The organism is Streptomyces sp. NPDC002588, from assembly GCF_040295925.1.
In the GTDB taxonomy this organism is placed as follows: domain Bacteria; phylum Actinomycetota; class Actinomycetes; order Streptomycetales; family Streptomycetaceae; genus Streptomyces.
Genome location: NZ_JBEOWF010000009.1, coordinates 214,917 through 234,466 on the forward strand (window position 1 = coordinate 214,917; position 19,550 = coordinate 234,466).

Consider the following 19,550-nt stretch of genomic DNA (forward strand, 5'->3'; position numbering starts at 1 on the left):
AGTGGAGAGGACTCCGCCTCCGTGCCCCTTCAGACCGGCCTCCGCGGAGGCGGAGCCCCGACCACGGCCCCTCACGTTCTGGACAACGCCGTCTGGGCCGCTCTCACCGGCCCGCACGCCCACCTCGCCGAGCGCCTGGGCCGCGCCGCCCGCTACCCGGCGGACGTCTACGCCTTCGCCGCTCTCGCCGACCCCGGGGACCCGGCCGCCTGGGCCGACCTGCACACCCTCGCCGGCCCTGGAACGCCGGTAAGGATCAAGCCGGTCGAGCGCGTCCCGGACGGCTGGGAGCTGCTCGGCGGGGGAGAGGGCGTCCAGCTCGTCGCCACCGAGGAGCTGCGCACCGAACCCGCCCCCGAGGCGGTACGCCTCGGCCCCGACGACGTGCCGGAGATCCTCGACCTCGTCGCCCGCACCCGCCCCGGCCCCTTCCTCCGGCGGACCGTCGTCCTCGGCGGCTACCTCGGCATCCGCCACCGGGGCCGGCTGATCGCCATGGCCGGCGAGCGGCTGCGCCTGCCCGGCTGGACCGAGATCAGCGCCGTCTGCACCGACCCCGGCCACCGGGGCCGGGGCCTCGGCACCCGGCTGATCCGCGCGGTCGGCCACGGCATCCGTGAGCGCGGCGACGTCCCCTTCCTGCACGCCGCCGCCGGCAACACCCCGGCGATCCGCCTCTACGAGTCCCTCGGCTTCCTGCTTCGCCGCCGTTCGACCATCGCACTGGTGCGCACCCCGGGAACATCCGGCGAGGCCGGGGCGTTGTGACCCACGACGAGATGTGCCGCGCGGCGCCGTCGCGCGCCCAGAGGGGGAGGGGACGGACGTGACCTGCATACGCCACGTCGTGCGCCTCACCTCGCGGCCCCACATCGACCTCCAGCGCGTGGCCGGCGCGCTCTGTTGCTCCTGACCCGTTCCCCTCCCCGCCCCACCCCTTTCCGCGGGTGGCCCGCGCCCTCGTACGGACCTCCAGGAAGGCATCTCCGTGTCCTCGACCCCCGCTTCCCCTCTCCATCTCGCCGTCGCCCTCGACGGCACCGGCTGGCACCCCGCCTCCTGGCGCGAGCCGGTCGCCCGCCCCCGCGAGCTGTTCACCGCCGGATACTGGGCCGACCTGGTCGCCGAGGCCGAACGCGGCCTGCTCGACTTCGTGACGATCGAGGACGGCCTCGGCCCCCAGTCCTCCCACCTCCTGGACCCGGACGACCGCACCGACCAGGTCCGCGGCCGGCTCGACGCGGTGCTCGTCGCCTCCCGGGTCGCCCCGCTCAGCCGGAACATCGGGCTCGTTCCGACCACGGTCGTCACCCACACCGAGCCCTTCCACATCTCCAAGGCGATCGCCACCCTCGACTACGTCAGCAAGGGACGCGCCGGCCTGCGCGTCCAGGTCTCCGCCCGCCCCGCGGACGCGGCCCACTTCGGCCGCCGTACCGTCCCGCGCATCGAGGACCACAAGAGCCCGGTCGTGCCCGAACTCTTCGACGAGGCCGCGGACTACGTGGAGGTCGTCCGCCGTCTCTGGGACAGCTGGGAGGACGACGCGGAGATCCGCGACGTGGCCACCGGCCGCTTCGTCGACCGCGACAAGCTGCACTACATCGACTTCGAGGGCCGCCACTTCAGCGTCAAGGGCCCCTCCATCACCCCGCGCCCGCCCCAGGGCCAGCCCCTGGTCACCGCCCTCGCCCACGCCACCGTCCCCTACCGCCTGGTGGCCCGCGCCACGGACGTCGGTTATGTGACCCCGCACGACACCGCCCAGGCCCGCGCGATCGTCGCCGAGATCCGTGCCGAACAGCGGACGGCGGGCCGCTCCGCCGAGCCGCTGCACGTCTTCGGCGACCTCGTCGTCTTCCTCGACGACGACCCGGCCGACGCAGCCGCCCGCCGCGACCGCCTCGACACCCTCGCCGGCGAGGAGTACACCGGCGACGCCCGGATCTTCACCGGCAGCCCCGGCCAACTCGCCGACCTGCTGCAGGATCTGGCGACATCGGGCCTCACCGGGTTCCGGCTGCGCCCCGCCGTCGCCGGACACGACCTGCCCGCCATCACCCGGGGCCTCGTCCCCGAACTCCAGCGCCGCGACGCCTTCCGCCGCGCCTACGAGGCCGACACCCTGCGCGGACTCCTCGGCCTGACCCGCCCCGCCAACCGCTACGCCGCCGCCTGAGCGGGAGGGAGACGACACCATGAGCAAGCCGCAGAAGCAGATCCACCTGGCCGCCCACTTCCCCGGCGTCAACAACACCACCGTGTGGAGCGACCCCCGCGCGGGCAGCCACATCGAGTTCGACTCCTTCGTCCACTTCGCGCGGACCGCCGAACGCGCCAAGTTCGACTTCCTCTTCCTCGCCGAGGGCCTCAGGCTCCGCGAACAGGGCGGCAAGATCTACGACCTGGACGTCGTCGGCCGCCCCGACACGTTCACGATCCTCGCCGCGCTCGCCGCCGTCACCGAACACCTCGGCCTCACCGGCACCATCAACTCCACCTTCAACGAGCCCTACGAGGTGGCCCGCCAGTTCGCCAGCCTCGACCACCTCTCCGGCGGCCGCTCCGCGTGGAACGTCGTCACCTCCTGGGACGCCTTCACCGGCGAGAACTTCCGCCGCGGCGGCTTCCTCCCGCAGGAGGAGCGCTACTCCCGCGCCAAGGAGTTCCTCGCCACCGCGCACGAACTCTTCGACTCCTGGCGGGGCGACGAGATCGTGGCAGACCAGGCGACCGGCACCTTCCTGAACGACGCCAAGGCCGGTGCCTTCGTCCACGAGGGACGGCACTTCGACGTCCACGGCCGGTTCAACGTCCCGCGCAGCCCCCAGGGCCGCCCGGTGATCTTCCAGGCCGGCGACTCCGACGAGGGCCGGGAGTTCGCCGCCTCGTCCGCCGACGCCATCTTCAGCCGGTACTCCCGACTCGAGGCCGGGCAGGCCTTCTACACGGACGTCAAGTCCCGGCTCGCCAAGTACGGGCGCCGCTCCGACCAACTGCTGATCCTGCCCGCCGCCAGCTTCGTCCTCGGCGACACCGACGCCGAGGCCGAGGAGACCGCCAAGGAGGTCCGCCGCCAGCAGGTCAGCGGAGCCACCGCGCTCAAGCACCTCGAGTTCGTCTGGAACCGGGACCTGTCCTCCTACGACCCGGACGGCCCCCTGCCCGACATCGACCCCGACCTGGGGGAGAACCACATCTCCCGCGGCCGCGCCCAGGTCCGCATGTACCGCGACCCGCTGGCCACGGCCCGGGAATGGCGGGAACTCGCCGCCGCCAACAACTGGTCCATCCGCGACCTGGTCATCGAGACCGGCAACCGCCAGAACTTCGTCGGGTCCGCGCGGACCATGGCCGAGACCATCAACGCGTACGTGCAGGCCGACGCCGCCGACGGCTTCATCCTCGTCCCGCACATCACCCCCGGCGGACTCGACGAGTTCGCCGACAAGGTCGTACCCCTGCTCCAGGAACAGGGCGTCTTCCGCACCGAGTACGAGGGCACCACCCTGCGCGACCACCTCGGCCTCGCCCACCCGGACGAGCCGGGCGCCGCCGACCGGGCGGCGTCGTGAAGCGGCCGGGGCGCGTCTCCCTCCCCCGAAGGTGACGCGCCCCGGCCTTTCCCCCGGCGCCGGCAGTGGTCTTCACGCGGTCATGGGCCGTCTCACCAGCACATGACCGCCGTCTCGCCCGAACCCCAGCCGGAGTACAGGCGCACCCGGACGAAATAGCGGCGCCCCTTGACCAGCCGGGCCCCGACCGTGGCGTTGCGCGGAGTGCCGCCGTCGTCCTGCCCGGCGAGGAAGCGGGGTTCGCCGTCCCGCTCCTCGAAGACCACGACGACCGAGTCGCTCTCCCCGAACGTGCCGAAGGTGTGCTCCCGGGTCTCCCGCGGCTCCACCGTGAAGTCGGCCTGCTCGCCCGGCCCCAGCGACAGCGCCACCGACCGGAACGGCACCAGGACGGGCAGCCGGGGCGCGCCCGCCGGCGGGTACCAGCGCAGGCCGAACTCCTTGTCCAGCGGCGACAGCGTCCCCGGCGGGTGCACACCCCCGCGGAACTGCTCCGGCTCCAGGATCAGTCCGGCCGTGAACGGGTACTGCATCACGGACTGCGGATCCCACACCGAGCCGTTGACCTCGTCCGCGTCCAGCTTGCGCAGGACGTTGAACCAGGTGCGCTCCCGGCTCCAGTGGTTCGGCGGCCCGGCCAGGTCGGCGTAGACCGCCTCGTCGTCCCAGTGGATCCCGGCGAACGGGCTCTGGTGCTCGTGCTGCATGCCCAGCGCGTGCCCGATCTCGTGCAGCGCCACCGTACGCTCCCCGGGCGCCGTGAGGTCCCAGCCGAAGTTCATCGTCCGCTCGCCCCGCCCCGCGAGCAGCGCGTCCCGGCCCACCGCCGACCAGGAGCCGTCACCCTGCTGGAAGCCGATGCGCAGCTCCGCCTCCGAGCGGTCGGCGACCTCGGCGAAGGTCACCCCGATCCCGAGGTCGGCCCACTCACGGAAGCAGTCGCGCACCACGTCCCGCTGGTCCTCGGCGCCGACCCACGACACCCGCCGGGTCGCCCCGGAACCCGGCACGGCGATCACCGACGCGTCGCCGTCCCCGTCGAAGAAGCAGTAGTGCAGGACCGTGCCGTTGACCCACATCCGGCGCCCGCTCATCAGGGCGCCGAGCCGCTCGGCGGCCAGACCCGCGGGGAACGCGGGCTCCGGCGCCCTCGCGAGCGAGCAGTAGCGGGCGGTCATGGGCTACAGGGTGCCCCGGCGGGCCGCCCGGCGCCTGAGTCGGGGGCTACTCAAGTCGCCCTGTATCAGGCATGAGTATCCGGAGTCCTGATGACGTGACGACGATCGACACCCGTGCGAGGACCCTGCGACTGCCGTGGCCGTTCACCGGCCGGGAGGAGGAACTGGAGCTGGTCCGAAGGTCGTTGACGGCGGGCCGGCCCGGCATCGTGGTGACGGGACCGGCGGGCTGCGGCCGCACCCGGCTGGCGACCGAGGCCGTCCGCGGCACCGGCTGCGCCCGCGTGGCCGGCACACCCGAGACCCGGGGCAGCGCCTTCGCCGCCTTCGCCCATCTGCTGCCCGAGGGCGTCACCCTGCACCGGGCCGTCCAACTCCTGTCCGACGTACGGCTGCTGCTGGTCGACGACGCCCAGCTGCTCGACGACGCCTCCGCCGCGCTGCTGCACCAGCTGGCCGTCCACGGCCGCACCCGGCTGCTGGTCGTCGTGGCGGACGGCAGCCCCGCGCCGAGCGCCGTCACCCGGCTGTGGACCGGCGAACTCCTGCCCCGCCTCGCCCTGGAGCCGCTGTCCGCGGAGGACACCGTCCAGCTCCTCACCGCCGGGGCGGGCGCCCCGCCGGAGCCCCTCACCGTCAACCGTCTGCACGGCCTGTGCCGGGGCGACCTGCGCCTGCTGCGGGACCTCCTGGCCGCCGTACGCGACGAAGGGCTGCTCACTCCGGTGCCGGACGGCGACGAGTGGGCGTGGCGAGGCCCGGTCCCGCCGACCCCGACCCTCCGCGAACGCACCGCCCACCTCTTCGCCCGCCCCTGCCCCGACGAACGCGAGACCCTCGACCGGCTCGCCTTCGCCGAACCCCTGCCGCTGCCCACCGACACACTCGACCTGCGCGTCCTCGAACGCCTGGAGACGGACGGCCTGATCGAGGCCGACGACGACGAGTCGGCCGTCCGCCTGGCCCACCCCCTGTACGGCCCCGTCCTGCGCGCCGCGGCCGGCCGGCTGCGCGCGGGGCGGCTGACCCGCGCCCGCGGCTCGCTGCGCGGCGCCCTCGAGACGGAGACGGCCGCCCTGGTCCGGGCCGTCGAGGACGCGGACGTCCGCACCCGGCGGACACCCGTGGGGGAATGGCTGGTCGCCGAGGGGGAACCCGTACCGCCCGCCCACGCCGCCGTCCGCGCCAGGTTCTCCCGGCTGCGGGGCGAACTGCGCGAGGCCGCGGCCTGGGCCCGGGAAGGTCTGGCGCAGGACGGGAAGGACACCGCCTGCCGGCACGAACTCATGCTGGCGGCGGTCGAGTCGGGCGAGCGGACCACCGCCCCGCCCCCACCGGTCGTCGACACCCGCGAGGCCGTACCCGCGCTCGACGGCTGCGAGACGTACCACGCCTACGGTGCCGTACGCCTCGGTGACCCCGGGCGGGCCGTCGGCCTCCTCCCGCCCGGCAGTGTCTTCGCCCGGCACGCCCAGGCGCTCGCCCGGGCCGACGGGGCCGCCCTGGACCGGGTCGCCGGGGAACTGGCGGAGCGCGGCTTCCTGCTGTTCGCGGCCGAGGCGCACGCCCAGGCCGTACGAGCCCACCGCGACCCCACGGCGGCCCGCACCGCCCGCACCCGGGCCGTCGCCCTGGCCCGCCGCTGCCAAGGGGCACGCACCCCGGCGCTGGCCGGCCTCGTGCTGGGCGAACTCACCGCCCGCCAGCAGCAGATCGTCGCCCTCGCGGCGGCCGGCCTGAGCAACCGCCAGATCGCCGAGCGGCTCACCCTCTCCGTGCGCACGGTCGGCAACCACCTCTACGGCGCCTACACCCGCCTCGGCGCCTGCGACCGAGCCGCCCTGCCCTGGCTGACCGGGCAACCCGCCTGACGACGAAGGGCGTTCACGCCGCTCCGAACGCCGTGAACGCCCACCCCGTCGCCTGGTGCAGCGCGTCGCCGGGCAGGGCGGCCCGGGCGTCGCGCAGCGCCTCCGCGAGGGACAGGCCGACGCTGAGGCCCTTGTGCAGCGCCAGCATGAGCGGCACCACCGCCTCGTCGTTGACGGGGGCGCTGGACGCCACCACGCCGGCGGTGCCCAGCGGGAGCAACGCCGTGACCAGGCCCAGGAGTTCATCGGCGCCGACCGAGGCGAGCCGGGCGGTGTCGCAGCTGGAGAGGATGATCCGGTACGGGCTGCGGGCCAGCCGCTCGAAGTCGTGGACGATCAGCGGGCCGTCGGCCATCCGCAGGGCCGAGAACATCGGGCTGTCGCCCCGGAAGGTGCCGTGCGCCGCGATGTGCGCCAGCGCCGCCCCGTCCAACTCGCGCAGCACCCGCGACACATGCGCGTCGTCCTGCTCGAGCACCGTCGGTCTGCCGTACCGCCCGGCCACCTCCGGCACCTCCGCGCCGCCCGTCGCGAGACCCGGCCCGCGCACCAGGACATGCCGGCCGAGCGGCGGCGGCTCGGTGTCCCGGGCGCGCAGCCAGCCGCTGGCCGACGGCGACACGCTCACCACCCGCTCGCGCAGCGACGGCAGCAGCGCCCACGGGACGCGGTGCAGCCGGGCCGGCGGGACCACCACCAGCGGCCCGGAGCCCAGGTGCCGCGCCGCCTCGCCGAGCAGCAGCTCCTCCAGGCGGCGGCCCGCCGTCTCGACCAGCGGCAGCCGTCCCTCCCCGCCGGGGTGGGCCAGCCGGCGCAGCGCCGACTGCACGTACTCGGCCTCCCGCTCCGCCTCCGCCAGCAGCCCGCCGGTGAACCGCCGCACCCGCCCGCCGCCGCACAGCAGCACCTGCACCCGCCCGTCGAGCACGGCGAGTTCGACCAGCCGACCGTCGCCGAGCCGGCCGAGGAGCCGGCCCACGTCGAACCGGCCCCCGTACCCCGGCGCGGCCCCTCGGCTGTGCAGGGTGCGGGCGCGGATCTCCCGTTCGAGACGGCGCTGTTCACGCTCCAGGGTCGGCACCGGGCGGGCGTCCATCCGGGCGGCCTCCGCCCGCGCCGCGATCACCCGGAACGCGGTCAGATCGCTCAGCAGCGCCGGGTCGGCCGGCGGCCGGGTGGGCGGCGTGGACAGCGCCGTGGCCCGCCAGCGCTCGCTCCACACCAGCAACTGCCGCGGCCCGCCCAGCTCCAGGCTCACCTGCTGGGCCAGCGCCGCCAGTTCGGCGCCCTGCGCGGTGGCCCGGGCCCGCAGCTCCGACGCCCCCAGCGTCGTACGGTGCGCGTCGAGCACGTCGAGCCCGCGCCGGCATGCCTCGAGGACGCCCCGCCCCGACCCGGTGGCCCGCGCCCACAGCGCCTGGGCCGCCCAGCCGGTCATCCGGGCCAGCGGCGGACCGCTGCGCCGGCTGCGCGCGGCGACCTCCAGGTATTTCTCGGCGTCCGCCGTCCAGTCCAGGGCGAGCGCGATCCGGCCCGCCAGCAGCCAGGCCTCGGGCGCGGCGGGCGCGCCGAACGCCGACAGCCGCTCCGCCACCCTGACCGCGTCCGCGACCAGCCGCCCCGAGCCGCGCCCGGCCGCCAGCCGCGCGTCGATCAGGACCAGCTGGGCGTGCGCCTCCCACCAGGTGCGCCGCTGCCCGGCGAAGAGCCGTACGGCCAGTGCCGCACGGGCGATCGCGGTCCCCGGATCGCCGCCGAGGCGGGCCGCCTTCGCCGCGGCCAGCAGCAGTTCCGCCTTGCGGGTGGACTGGCCGCCGATCCCGTCCAGGACCGCGATCGCCGCGTCCGCCTCGGCGAGGGCCTCCGGCGCCAGCCCGGCCGCCATCAGGACCTCGCAGCGCCGGATGTTCAGCATGAACATCGGTGTGCCGAGCTTGGCGTACCGCTCCGCCGCCTCGTCGAGCAGACGCAGCGCCGCCGGGACGTCCCCGGAGCGGAACGCGGCGAGACCCCGGCTCTCCACGGCGTCCGCCTTGTCGTGTTCCTGGCCGGTGGTGTCCCACAGCGCCTCGGCCGCGGTGAAGTCCGCCTCGGCCCGCTCCACCGCCCCGAGCGCGAGGTGCACGGTGGCGCGCAGGGTGAGGGCCCGCGCCGTCCAGATGACGTCGTCCGCCTGGCGCAGCACGGGGATCGCGCGCCGGACGTCCTCCAGTGCCTCACGGTGGTGCCCGAGCACCCACCAGGAGTAGGCCCGCCGGAACAGCACGCGCGCGCGGGTGTGCCCCGTCCCTCGGTCGATCCCGCGCTCGAACGCGGCGAGACCCTGCCGGGTACGGCCCGCGTGCACCAGCGCCACCCCGAGCGTGGCCAGGACGTCCGCCTCGCGCTCCGCCGAGTCCGCCCGCGCCGCCATCCGGTGGGCGCGCCGCAGATGGTCCAGGGCGAGCCGCATGTCGCCCCAGTCCCGCTGCCAGATGCCGATCACCTGATGGGCCACCGAGGCGTGCAACGGCGTCGGATCGGTGTCGAGCACTCCTTCCGCCCGCGACAACGCGTCGTTGGGGGCGGCGAACACCATCGGCAGCAGTTCGAGAACCGAGTCGTTTCCCGCTGTCACTCCACGGATGGTAGTGCTCCGTTCGGCCCGCCACACCTGCCGGGGACCGTATCCAGCAGTATCAGGGGGGCGCGCATAGATATCTGCACCACGGCCCTGAGCCGTCGCACCACCCGCACCCGCTGTCGCACCACGTGTATCAGCGGGGCACCTCGAGGATCTGACTGACGACATCGCCCAGGGGGAGGACACGCCATGGCACCACAGCGATTCCACGAACAGTTCGACCAGATCCAACGCGCACTGCCCGACATCCCGTTGGCGATGGGTCCGGACGACTCCGCGGAGTTCATCTACGAGAAGGGCGTCGTGCTCGCCCGCGACGGCGAGGAGGCACACGTCGTCGAGGACACCGTCCGCACCCACTTCGCCCAGACCCAGGGCCTGGACGCCGACCATGTACGCAGGGCGGGACCGCAGACCAACCGCTCCGGCATCACCCGCATCCAGGTCGGCGACCCCGGCCAGGGCGACCGCACCGCGGACCACGCCGTCGCGGGCGCCCTGCGCGCGCTGCGCGGCGCCGAGGGCCGCACCGGGCGCCGGCTGGTCAGCCGCAACCACGTGGTGTCGATCTCCGTCAACGCCTGCCCCGGCGACGAGCCGGTGCCCGCCCCAGCGGCGTCGGCCAACCCCGCCGCGGCACCGGGCACTTACGACGCGGCGGGCGCCGTCGGCGTCCTCGTCGTCGACACCGGTCTGATGCACGACCACCGCTCCTACCCGCTGCTCGCCCACACCGACGGCGACGCCCAGGTCAGGGAGACCGACGACGACGGCGTCCTCCAGCAGTACGTGGGCCACGGCACGTTCATCGCGGGACTGGTCGCGGCCGTCGCGCCCAACACCGACATCACGGTCCGCGGCACGCTGAACGACGCCGGGGCGATCCTGGAGGACCAGTTCGGCGACAAGCTCTTCGAGGCCGTCGAGGAGGGCGGCTGGCCGGACATCCTCAGCCTCTCCGCCGGCACCTCCAACGGCCGCGTCGACGGCCTCCTCGGCCTGGACGCCTTCATGCGGGAACTCCTTTCCCAGCGCACCCTGTTGGTCGCGGCCGCCGGCAACAACGCCAGCGCCACCCCGTTCTGGCCCGCCGCCTACGCCGCCCTGCCCGACCACGGCGACGCGGTGCTCTCGGTCGGCGCGCTGCGCGGCGACGGCGAGTTCGGCGCCTGCTTCAGCAACCACGGCCCCTGGGTGCGGGTGTACGCCCCCGGCGAGCGCCTCACCAGCGCCCTCACCGGCTTCGGCAAGCCCGTCCCGTACGTCTACCAGCACTCGACCTACGACGCCTGCCGCTACGGCTTCACCTACGAGTGCACCTGCCGCTCGCCGCGCCACACGGGCGTCCTCAGCGAGGCCTCGGGCAAGCCGGACCAGGTGATGTTCGAGGGGATGGCGTCCTGGAGCGGCACCTCCTTCGCGACTCCTGTCGTCGCGGGCCTCGTCGCCGCCCACATGAGTGCGCACCGGCAGGCCGACCCACGGGCCGCCGCCCGCGAACTCCTCGCCACGAACGAGGAGTTCGCCGAGGTGCGCGGGGCGCACGTGCCGGCGCTGCGGCCGCCGACCTGGCAGCCGGCCGAAGCAGGTCCGGCATGAGGCCGGCATGAGGTCCGAGCGGGGCCCCGCCACGGCGTACGATGACAGGCCGTACTCGAGGGGTGGGGCCGTGGACCGTACTGATGTCGGCGCGCTCGTCCGGTCGGCCGTCGACGGTGACGGGGCGGCCTGGAAGGCGCTGGTGGAAGGGCTGAGCCCGCTGGTGTGGTCGGTGGTGCGCGCGCACCGGCTCTCCGATGCCGACGGCCACGAGGTCTACCAGACCGTGTGGTTCCGCTTCGCCCAGCATCTCGGCCGGATCCGCGAACCCGACAAGGCGGGCTCCTGGCTCGCCAGCACCGCCCGCAACGAGTGCCTGAAGGTGCTCAAGAGCTCAAGGCGGCTGACCCCCACCGACGATCCCCAGCTGCTCGACCGCGCCAGCGAGGAGCTGACACCGGAGCAGTCGGTGCTGGACTCCGAGGAGGCGGCCGCGCAGAGCGAGCGCGTCCGCTTCCTCTGGCAGGAGTTCGAGGCGCTCGGCGACCGCTGCCGGCAGTTGCTGAGCGTGCTGATCGCCTCGCCTCCGCCCAGCTACCAGGAGGTGTCGGCCGCACTCGGCATCGCCGTCGGCAGCATCGGACCGATGCGCCAGCGGTGCCTGCGCCGCCTGAGGGCCCGACTCGACGCACGGGGAGCACTGTGACCGACATGAACGACATGAACGACATGAACGGCATGAACGACGACAACGACGACGGCGTGCCGGACGAAGGGTCGTTCGACGCCGAGGAGTTCGATCTCGGCGGGCTGGAGGAGGAGCTCCGGCAGGCCGCCGCCATCCTGGACCCGGTCCCGGCCGAGCTGCGCCTGCTCGCCGTCGAGGCGTACGCGTTGCACGACCTGGACGCCCGGATCGCCGAGCTGACCTTCGACTCGCTGACCGACGCGATTCCGGTCAGGGGAGCCGTGGACGTGCCGCGGATGCTGACCTTCCACACGGGTGGTCTGACGGTCGACGTGGAGGTGACCGACGAGGGGCTGATGGGGCAGCTGATGCCGCCGCAGCCGGCCTCGGTCGAGGTCCTGCACGGCCCGCGCGCCTCCGCCTCGCTGACCGCCGACGAGCTGGGCCGCTTCGCCTGCGACGCCCCGCCCGCCGGCCCGTTCGCCCTGCGGCTGCGCACCGGCGGGGAGGTGGTCGTCACCGAATGGCTGCGCGCGTGACACCGCGGGGCGGGAGGAGTCAGGAGACGGCGTCCACCAGGGCCGCGAGCGCCGAGGCCAGCCTCGGCAGGCCGGCCCCGGCCGGGCCGCCCGGCTCGCTCATGTAGGTGTCCCGCCGGATCTCCACCATCAGGGCACTCACCCGCGGGTCCCGGCCGTGGAACTCCAGGGGTACGTACGTCCCCGCGAACGGGCTGTCCAGTCCCGTCCCCCCGGCCGCCGAGAACGCCTCGCGCGCGGCGGCGAGCAGCTCCGGCGGGGTGTGGAAGGAGTCGGTGCCCAGACAGACCGGCGGGCGCGGGCCCGCCCCGTGCAGCTCGTAGGGCAGCGGCTCGGCCGGGTAGGAGTGCACGTCGACGACGACGGCCCGCCCGACCGCCGCGAGCCGCTCGCGCACGGCCTCGGTCATCGCCCGCGCGTACGGCCGGAAGTACCGCTCGACCAGCGGCCCGGGATCGGTGTCGTCCCCGCGCAGCACCTCCCGGTGCGTGGTCCGTGTGTACACGGCCCCCATCCCGACGGCACGCATCTCCTCCCGCTCGTCCGGGAACCGCTCCGGATCGACGACCAGCCGCGACAGCCGGTTGACGAACCGCCACGGCGTCACGCCTGCCGAGCGGGCGGCCTCCTCGGCGATCCGTGCGGTGTGCGCGTCGGTGATGTGGTCCAGTTCCCGCTCCAGCGCAGCGTCGTCCAGCACGATGCCCGCCCGCACGTCGGCCGGTATCGCCCGCGCCGAGTGCGGCACGTGCAGGATCACCGGCGAACCGGGGGCGCCGGGCAGGAACGCGAAGGCGGGTGCGGCAGAGGTCATCGGGCGGCTCCCGGGGCGTTGTCGGTGGCGTGGACGCATGATCGGAGGTGCCATCACAGCATGGCGCCGCCGACATGGCTCCGCCCCGGCCGGGCGGTGTGCCGGCCGGGGCGGAAACGCGCACGGCGATCAGCTCAGGGTGGCGAGCGCCTCGTTCCAGGTGGCCGACGGGCGCATGACCGCCGCCGCCTTCGCCGGGTCGGGCTGGTAGTAGCCGCCGATGTCGGCCGGCTCGCCCTGGGCGGCGATCAGCTCGCCGACGATGGTCTGCTCGCTCGCGGTGAGCGTCTCGGCGAGCGACGCGAAGGCCTTCGCGAGCTCGGCGTCGTCCGTCTGCTTCGCCAGCTCCTGCGCCCAGTACAGGGACAGGTAGAAGTGGCTGCCGCGGTTGTCGATGCCGCCCACGCGACGGGTCGGGGACTTGTCCTCGTTGAGGAAGGTCGCCGTGGCGCGGTCCAGGGTGTCGGCCAGCACCTTGGCGCGGGCGTTGCCGGTGGCCGTGGCGTACTGCTCGAAGGACGGCACCAGCGCGAAGAACTCACCGAGGGAGTCCCAGCGCAGGTAGTTCTCCTTGACCAGCTGCTGGACGTGCTTCGGCGCGGAACCGCCGGCGCCCGTCTCGAACAGGCCGCCGCCCGCCATCAGCGGCACGACCGACAGCATCTTGGCGCTGGTGCCCAGCTCCAGGATGGGGAAGAGGTCGGTCAGGTAGTCGCGCAGCACGTTGCCGGTGACGGAGATGGTGTTCTCACCGCGGCGGATGCGCTCCACCGACAGCTTGGTGGCCTCGACCGGGGCGAGGACGCGGATGTCCAGGCCCTCGGTGTCGTGCTCCGGCAGGTAGGCGTTGACCTTGGCGATCAGGTTGGCGTCGTGCGCGCGGGTCTCGTCCAGCCAGAACACGGCCGGGTCGCCGGTGGCGCGGGCGCGGGTGACGGCGAGCTTCACCCAGTCCTTGATCGGCGCGTCCTTGGTCTGGCAGGCGCGGAAGATGTCGCCCTCGGCGACCGGCTGCTCGATGAGCACGTTGCCCGCCCGGTCGACCAGGCGGACCGTTCCGGCGGCCTTGATCTCGAAGGTCTTGTCGTGGGAGCCGTACTCCTCGGCCTTCTGCGCCATCAGACCGACGTTCGGGACCGAGCCCATGGTCGACGGGTCGTAGGCGCCGTTGGCGCGGCAGTCGTCGAGGACGGCCTGGTAGACGCCGGAGTAGGAGGAGTCCGGCAGGACCGCGAGGGTGTCGGCCTCCTCGCCGTCCGGGCCCCACATGTGGCCGGAGGTGCGGATCATGGCCGGCATCGAGGCGTCGACGATGACGTCGGACGGCACGTGCAGGTTGGTGATGCCCTTGTCGGAGTCGACCATCGCCAGGGCCGGGCCCTCGGCGAGCTCCGCGTCGAAGGAGGCCTTGATCGCGTCGCCCTCGGGCAGGGCCTCGAGACCCTTGAGGATGCCGCCCAGACCGTCGTTCGGGGAGAGGCCGGCGGCGGCGAGGGTCGCGCCGTGCTGCTCGAAGGTCTTCGGGAAGAACGCGCGCACCACGTGACCGAAGATGATCGGGTCCGAGACCTTCATCATCGTGGCCTTGAGGTGCACTGAGAACAGCACGCCCTGGGCCTTGGCCTCGGCGATCTGCGCGGTGAGGAACTCGCGCAGAGCGGCCACGTGCAGCACGGACGCGTCGACGACCTCGCCCTCGAGGACCGGTACCGACTCGCGCAGGACGGTGGTGGCACCGTCCTCGGCGACCAGCTCGATCCTCACCGAACCGGCTTCGGAGATCACCACGGACTTCTCGGTGGAACGGAAGTCGTCCTGCCCCATCGTGGCCACGTTCGTCTTGGACTCGGCGGTCCAGGCGCCCATGCGGTGCGGGTGGTTCTTGGCGTAGTTCTTGACCGAGGCGGGGGCGCGGCGGTCGGAGTTGCCCTCGCGCAGGACCGGGTTCACCGCGGAGCCCTTGACCTTGTCGTAGCGGGCCTGGATGTCCCGCTCCTCGTCGGTCTTCGGGTCGTCCGGGTAGTTCGGCAGCGCGTAACCCTGCGCCTGGAGCTCGGCGACCGCGGCCTTGAGCTGCGGGATCGACGCCGAGATGTTCGGCAGCTTGATGATGTTGGCCTCGGGCGTCTTGGCGAGCTCACCGAGCTCGTGCAGGGCGTCCGGGATGCGCTGGTCCTCGGTCAGGTACTCCGGGAACACGGCGATGATGCGCCCGGCCAGCGAGATGTCCCGCGTGGTCACGGCGACACCCGCCTGCGAGGCGTACGCCTGGACCACCGGCAGGAAGGAATACGTCGCCAGGGCCGGGGCCTCGTCAGTGTGCGTATAGATGATGGTCGAGTCAGTCACCGGGTGCTCCGCTCCACGTCTGCAACATTGCTCGACATCAAGATATCTCGTGACGGTGGCGGGCTCGACAGGGGTCCGCAGGGCGCCGCTCACACCTCCGGAAGAAGCTGCGTCCTCGAGGGCAACCAAATCCCGGGTCCCGGTGGTCAAGGAAGTAGATCCTCGACCTCGTCCACCGGCCGGACCGACCATCCGGCCGCTTCAGCGAAAGCGGACCAAGCGGACCATGAGATATCGCACCAGAGTGACGGGCCCCGCAGCCGCCCTGATCGGCACCACCGCAGCGCTCACTCTCGGGGGACACACCGCGTACGCCACCGGTTCCGAGGGCGCCGCACCGGGCCCCGAGACCCTCGGCGACCCGGTCTTCCCGGCCCTCGGCAACGACGGCTACCGTGTCGGCGCCTACCACCTCGACCTGTCCTACGACGCCACGACCACCCTGGTCGACGCGACGGCGACCCTGGAGATCCGCACCACCCAGGACCTGTCCCGCCTCTCCCTCGACGCCCTCGGCCTGGACATACGCTCCGTCCGGGTGGACGGCCGGCCGGCCGGCTTCGAGGCGGCGGACGAGAAGCTGCGGATCACCCCGAGCCGCCCGCTGCGCGCCCACTGCCGGGCCACGGTCCGCGTGACCTACACCGCCGACCCGCGCCGTGCGCTCGCGCACACCGCCTGGGTCCCCACCCCCGACGGCTTCGCCGTCTGCCCCCAGCCCGACTCGGCGCACACCGTCTTCCCGTGCAACGACCACCCGTCGGACAAGGCGCGCTTCAGCTTCCGCATCACCGTCCCCAGCACTCTGAAGGCGGTCGCCTCCGGCTCGCTCGTGCGCACCGAGCAGCTCGCCGGCGACCGGACCGCGTACAGCTACCGCTCCCGCTTCCCGATCGCCACCGAACTGGTGCAGATCACGGTCGGCGACTACGTCGTCAAGGACCGGCAGGGCCCGCACGGCCTGCCCCTGCGCGATGTCGTCCCCGTCGCCCGGGCCGAGGCCCTGGAGCCCGCCCTCGCCCTCACACCGGGCCTGGTGGACTGGCTGGAGCAGCGGCTCGGCGCGTACCCGTTCGAGACGTACGGACTGCTGCCCTGCAACTCGGACGATCCGGCCGCCTTCGACTTCACCGGCCTGGAGACCCAGACCCTCACCCTCTACAAGCCGAACTTCCTGCTCCAGGCGGAGCCGAAGATCGGCTCGCACATGATGCACGAGCTGGTCCACTCCTACTTCGGCAACATGGTCAGCCCCGCCACCTGGGCCGACCTGTGGATCAACGAGGGCCACGCCGACTTCTACGGACTGCTCTACCGCTACGAGCGCGGCTGGCCGGACTCCCTGGGCCTGACCACCTTCGAGGCCCGGATGAAGGACACCTACGCCCGCGGCGACCAGTGGCGCCGGACCTCGGGACCGGTCGCCGCGCCGAACGCGGCGAACCTCTTCGACAGCCAGCGCTACCTGGGCGGCGTCCTCGTCCTGTACGCGCTGCGCCAACTGATCGGCGAGGACGCCTTCCACGCGGTCGAGCGCGCCTTCCTGGCCCGCTTCCGGGACTCCTCGGCGTCGACGGAGGACTACATCGCCGTCGCCTGCGAGGTCTCCGGCCAGGACGTCTCCGGTTTCCTGCGGGACTGGCTGTACGGCACGACGACACCGAGGATGCCGGGCCACCCGGACTGGACGGTCACCCCAGTGACACCTTCCCTCACGGCCCCGCACGACAAGACTGGCGCGCGCCGGCACGAGAACTCGGCGACGCTCTGAGGCGGGGTCTGTCCTCCGGATCGGCCGCGGGGGCGCGGGCTCACGGTCGGCGCCGCTCGCCGCCGACCTGATCCGGAGGACAGACCCTGAGCGCGGGACCGGGCCTACCCGTCGGTCCGGGAGGCGACGGTGTCGCCCGCGTCCTCGGCACTGCGCTGCTGCGGGATGACCGCGGTCCCCTGCTGGAGCGAGACGTTGCGGGCCGGCGCCGGGATCCGGATGCCCTCGTCGCGGTAGCGCTTGTGCAGCCGCTTGATGAACTCGTGCTTGATCCGGTACTGGTCGCTGAACTCGCCGACGCCCAGGATCACGGTGAAGCCGATGCGGGAGTCGCCGAAGGTGTGGAAGCGGACGGCCGGTTCGTGGTCCGGGACCGCTCCGGCGATCCCGGTCATCACCTCGGCGACGACCTCCATGGTCACCCGCTCCACCTGCTCCAGGTCGCTGTCGTAGGACACCCCGACCTGCACCAGGACCGTCAACTGCTGCTCGGGGCGCATGAAGTTGGTCATGTTGGCCTGGGCGAGCTGCCCGTTGGGGATCACGATCAGGTTGTTGGACAGCGCCCGGACCGTGGTCTGACGCCAGTTGATGTCCTCGACGTACCCCTCCTCGCCGCTGCTCAGCTTGATGTAGTCGCCGGGCTGCACGGTCTTGGAGGCGAGGATGTGGATGCCCGCGAACAGGTTCGCGAGGGTGTCCTGGAGGGCCAGCGCCACGGCCAGACCGCCGACGCCGAGGGCGGTGAGCATCGGCGCTATGGAGATGCCCAGGGACTGCAGCATCACCAGGAAGCCGATCGCCAGGACCAGTACCCGGGTGATGTTCACGAAGATCGTGGCGGAGCCCGCGACACCCGAGCGGGACTGGGTCACCGACTGCACCAGCCCGGCGATCACGCGTGCCGCCGACACCGTCACGACGAAGATGAGCAGCACCGTCAGACACTGGTTCACGGTGTGCTGCACGGCCTTCGTCAGCGGCAGCACCGCGGCCGCCGACGCCGCCCCGCCGGCCAGCGCCGCCCACGGCACCACCGTGCGCAGCGCGTCCACGACGACGTCGTCTCCGCTCCACCTGGTCCGCTTGGCGTGCTTGCCCAGCCACAGCAGCAGCGCCCGGGACAGGAACGCCACCAGGAACCCCGTGGCCAGGGCGATTCCGCCGAGGAGGAGGTCGTCCAGGGTCATCGCGCGGTTCACCGGCCACCTCCGGGAAGCCGTTTCGCGGCGGACCGGGCCGCCGACGGCCGGATGTGAAGAATCGTCACGTAGTCACCTGCTCGTTTCCGGGATGTGCTGGTGTGCCCGTGTGAAGAGGCACAGCCCTTCATCCTGCCGTATCCGGCACGGCAGTTCGCACCCCCGGGCCTGCCCGGACGACGTCTTCCGGGCACTCGCCCCACAAGTCACGCCGTTCTCACAAGTAACCTGGCGAACCATCCTTGACGCGGTGACGGCGAAACCGGCCGGCCGGGCGGCGAGCGGTGGTCCGCCGACATCATGAGCCCATGATGCGGGCCGCCGAGTACGACTTCTACGGCACCCTCGACGACACCCTGCCCCGGCTCGGCACGGACGAGGACGGCGAACGGTGAAGCGGCGGGGCCTCAGATCACCTTCCAGCGCACCAGCGCCCCGAGCGTCACCGCTCCCGGGACCAGGGGCAGCCACACGGTGATGACACGGAAGGTCAGGACCACCGCCGTGACCAGCGCCACCGGGCCGCCCGCCGCGACCAGCGCCAGGACGAGCGCCGCCTCCACCGAACCGATACCGCCCGGCGTGGGCACCAGCGCCACCGCCACCGTCGCCGCCAGATAGGCGACAGCCGTGGAGACCACCGGCACCGGCAGCCCGAGCGCCTGCCCCACCGCGGCGAGGCCGGCCGCCTGGAGCACCGGGAACGCCAGCGAGCCGCCCCACAGGGCGAGCGCGCGGGCCGGCCGGGTGTGCACCGAGCGGGCCTCGCACAGGGCGGTGCGCAGGAACGAGAACAGGGCAGCCCGCAGCCGTCGTACGAAGACCAGGACGCCCACGGCCACGAGCACGGCCGCCGCCAGCGCGCCCAGGAGCGGGCCGAGCGCCCCGCCGGGCAGCAGGGAGCCGAACCGCAGCGCGTCGGGGAAGACCAGCAGCAGCATGGCCAGCAGCCCCACCCGGGCCACGCCCTCCGCGAGCAGATACAGCGCGAGGGCCGCCGAGGAGCGGGCCAGCGGCACTCCGCACACCGTCATGAACCGCAGATTGACCGCGCTCGCGCCGAGGCCCGTGGGCAGCAGATGGTTGGCCGCGCCGGCCGCGAACTGGGTGGCCAGCAGCCGCCGTCGGGGCAGCCGCTGCACCACCGCGCCCTGCCGGGTCACGGCCGCGGCGACCCAGGTCAGAGAGGTCGCCCCGGCCGCCGCCAGCAGCCAGGGCCACTCGGCGTGGCCGAGATGACCGAAGCCCTCGGCGAGCACCGAGCGGTGCCGCACGGCGACCACGGCGACCAGGAGGATCGGGAGCAGACACAGGATCCGGCGGAGGGGGAGACGCCGGGAGCGAGCGGGGAGGGAGACAGCTGTCACATTCGGAGAGGTTTTCCAGGCGGACCCAACTGCG

At 73.3% G+C, this 19,550-nt stretch carries 15 protein-coding genes; 9 read left to right on the plus strand and 6 right to left on the minus strand.

Annotated features, from left to right (window positions below; genetic code table 11):
* Positions 1-21: 21 nt before the first annotated feature.
* The 4 genes from ABT057_RS13065 to ABT057_RS13080 all read left to right on the plus strand — a co-directional run bounded on the left by ABT057_RS13065 (position 22) and on the right by ABT057_RS13080 (position 3,575).
* The gene (locus tag ABT057_RS13065) at positions 22-768 is read left to right on the plus strand and encodes a GNAT family N-acetyltransferase (RefSeq protein WP_352342817.1); all 747 of its coding nucleotides are present in this window, start codon (positions 22-24) and stop codon (positions 766-768) included.
* 79 nt (positions 769-847) lie between these two features.
* Positions 848-913: a putative leader peptide gene (locus ABT057_RS13070; protein ID WP_352342868.1), complete on the plus strand. Its 66-nt coding sequence runs from the start codon at positions 848-850 to the stop codon at positions 911-913.
* Between the two features lie 75 nt (positions 914-988).
* Positions 989-2,179, plus strand: a complete 1,191-nt coding sequence (locus tag ABT057_RS13075) for an LLM class flavin-dependent oxidoreductase (RefSeq protein ID WP_352342819.1) — start codon at positions 989-991, stop codon at positions 2,177-2,179.
* 19 nt (positions 2,180-2,198) lie between these two features.
* Positions 2,199-3,575, plus strand: coding sequence for an NtaA/DmoA family FMN-dependent monooxygenase (locus ABT057_RS13080; RefSeq protein ID WP_352342820.1), 1,377 nt, complete (start codon positions 2,199-2,201; stop codon positions 3,573-3,575).
* Between the two features lie 92 nt (positions 3,576-3,667).
* On the opposite strand, the gene absR1 is transcribed toward ABT057_RS13080, so the two are convergent.
* Positions 3,668-4,753, minus strand: a complete 1,086-nt coding sequence (gene absR1 / locus ABT057_RS13085) for a beta-glucuronidase AbsR1 (RefSeq protein WP_352342822.1) — start codon at positions 4,751-4,753, stop codon at positions 3,668-3,670.
* 71 nt (positions 4,754-4,824) lie between these two features.
* Between absR1 and ABT057_RS13090 the strand changes: the two genes are divergently transcribed.
* Entirely contained in the window at positions 4,825-6,624 is a 1,800-nt protein-coding gene (locus tag ABT057_RS13090; protein WP_352342823.1) for a LuxR family transcriptional regulator AbsR2, read from the plus strand.
* A 13-nt stretch (positions 6,625-6,637) separates the two neighbouring features.
* On the opposite strand, the gene ABT057_RS13095 is transcribed toward ABT057_RS13090, so the two are convergent.
* Positions 6,638-9,202, minus strand: coding sequence for a CHAT domain-containing protein (locus tag ABT057_RS13095; RefSeq protein WP_352342870.1), 2,565 nt, complete (start codon positions 9,200-9,202; stop codon positions 6,638-6,640).
* 234 nt (positions 9,203-9,436) lie between these two features.
* Here ABT057_RS13095 and ABT057_RS13100 point away from each other — a divergent pair, with 234 nt between their 5' ends.
* From ABT057_RS13100 to ABT057_RS13110, 3 genes are all read left to right on the plus strand, one after another.
* Positions 9,437-10,846 (plus strand): S8/S53 family peptidase, encoded by a 1,410-nt coding sequence (locus tag ABT057_RS13100; protein WP_352342824.1) that lies wholly within the window; start codon positions 9,437-9,439, stop codon positions 10,844-10,846.
* Between the two features lie 70 nt (positions 10,847-10,916).
* Positions 10,917-11,492 (plus strand): RNA polymerase sigma factor, encoded by a 576-nt coding sequence (locus tag ABT057_RS13105; protein WP_352342825.1) that lies wholly within the window; start codon positions 10,917-10,919, stop codon positions 11,490-11,492.
* A 32-nt stretch (positions 11,493-11,524) separates the two neighbouring features.
* A complete protein-coding gene (locus tag ABT057_RS13110; protein WP_502973880.1) occupies positions 11,525-12,013 on the plus strand; it encodes a hypothetical protein in 489 nt (162 codons plus the stop codon).
* A 19-nt stretch (positions 12,014-12,032) separates the two neighbouring features.
* Here the strand turns inward: ABT057_RS13110 and ABT057_RS13115 are convergent, their stop codons facing one another.
* Both ABT057_RS13115 and ABT057_RS13120 read right to left on the minus strand, forming a co-directional pair.
* Positions 12,033-12,827, minus strand: a complete 795-nt coding sequence (locus ABT057_RS13115) for an N-formylglutamate amidohydrolase (protein WP_352342828.1) — start codon at positions 12,825-12,827, stop codon at positions 12,033-12,035.
* A 129-nt stretch (positions 12,828-12,956) separates the two neighbouring features.
* A complete protein-coding gene (locus tag ABT057_RS13120; RefSeq protein WP_352342829.1) occupies positions 12,957-15,176 on the minus strand; it encodes an NADP-dependent isocitrate dehydrogenase in 2,220 nt (739 codons plus the stop codon).
* 226 nt (positions 15,177-15,402) lie between these two features.
* Here ABT057_RS13120 and ABT057_RS13125 point away from each other — a divergent pair, with 226 nt between their 5' ends.
* Positions 15,403-16,947 (plus strand): M1 family metallopeptidase, encoded by a 1,545-nt coding sequence (locus tag ABT057_RS13125; protein ID WP_352342830.1) that lies wholly within the window; start codon positions 15,403-15,405, stop codon positions 16,945-16,947.
* 104 nt (positions 16,948-17,051) lie between these two features.
* Here the strand turns inward: ABT057_RS13125 and ABT057_RS13130 are convergent, their stop codons facing one another.
* Together ABT057_RS13130 and ABT057_RS13135 are read right to left on the minus strand one after the other, a co-directional pair.
* Positions 17,052-18,149 (minus strand): mechanosensitive ion channel family protein, encoded by a 1,098-nt coding sequence (locus ABT057_RS13130; protein ID WP_352342832.1) that lies wholly within the window; start codon positions 18,147-18,149, stop codon positions 17,052-17,054.
* Between the two features lie 407 nt (positions 18,150-18,556).
* A complete protein-coding gene (locus ABT057_RS13135) occupies positions 18,557-19,516 on the minus strand; it encodes a lysylphosphatidylglycerol synthase transmembrane domain-containing protein (RefSeq protein ID WP_352342833.1) in 960 nt (319 codons plus the stop codon).
* Positions 19,517-19,550: the final 34 nt, after the last annotated feature.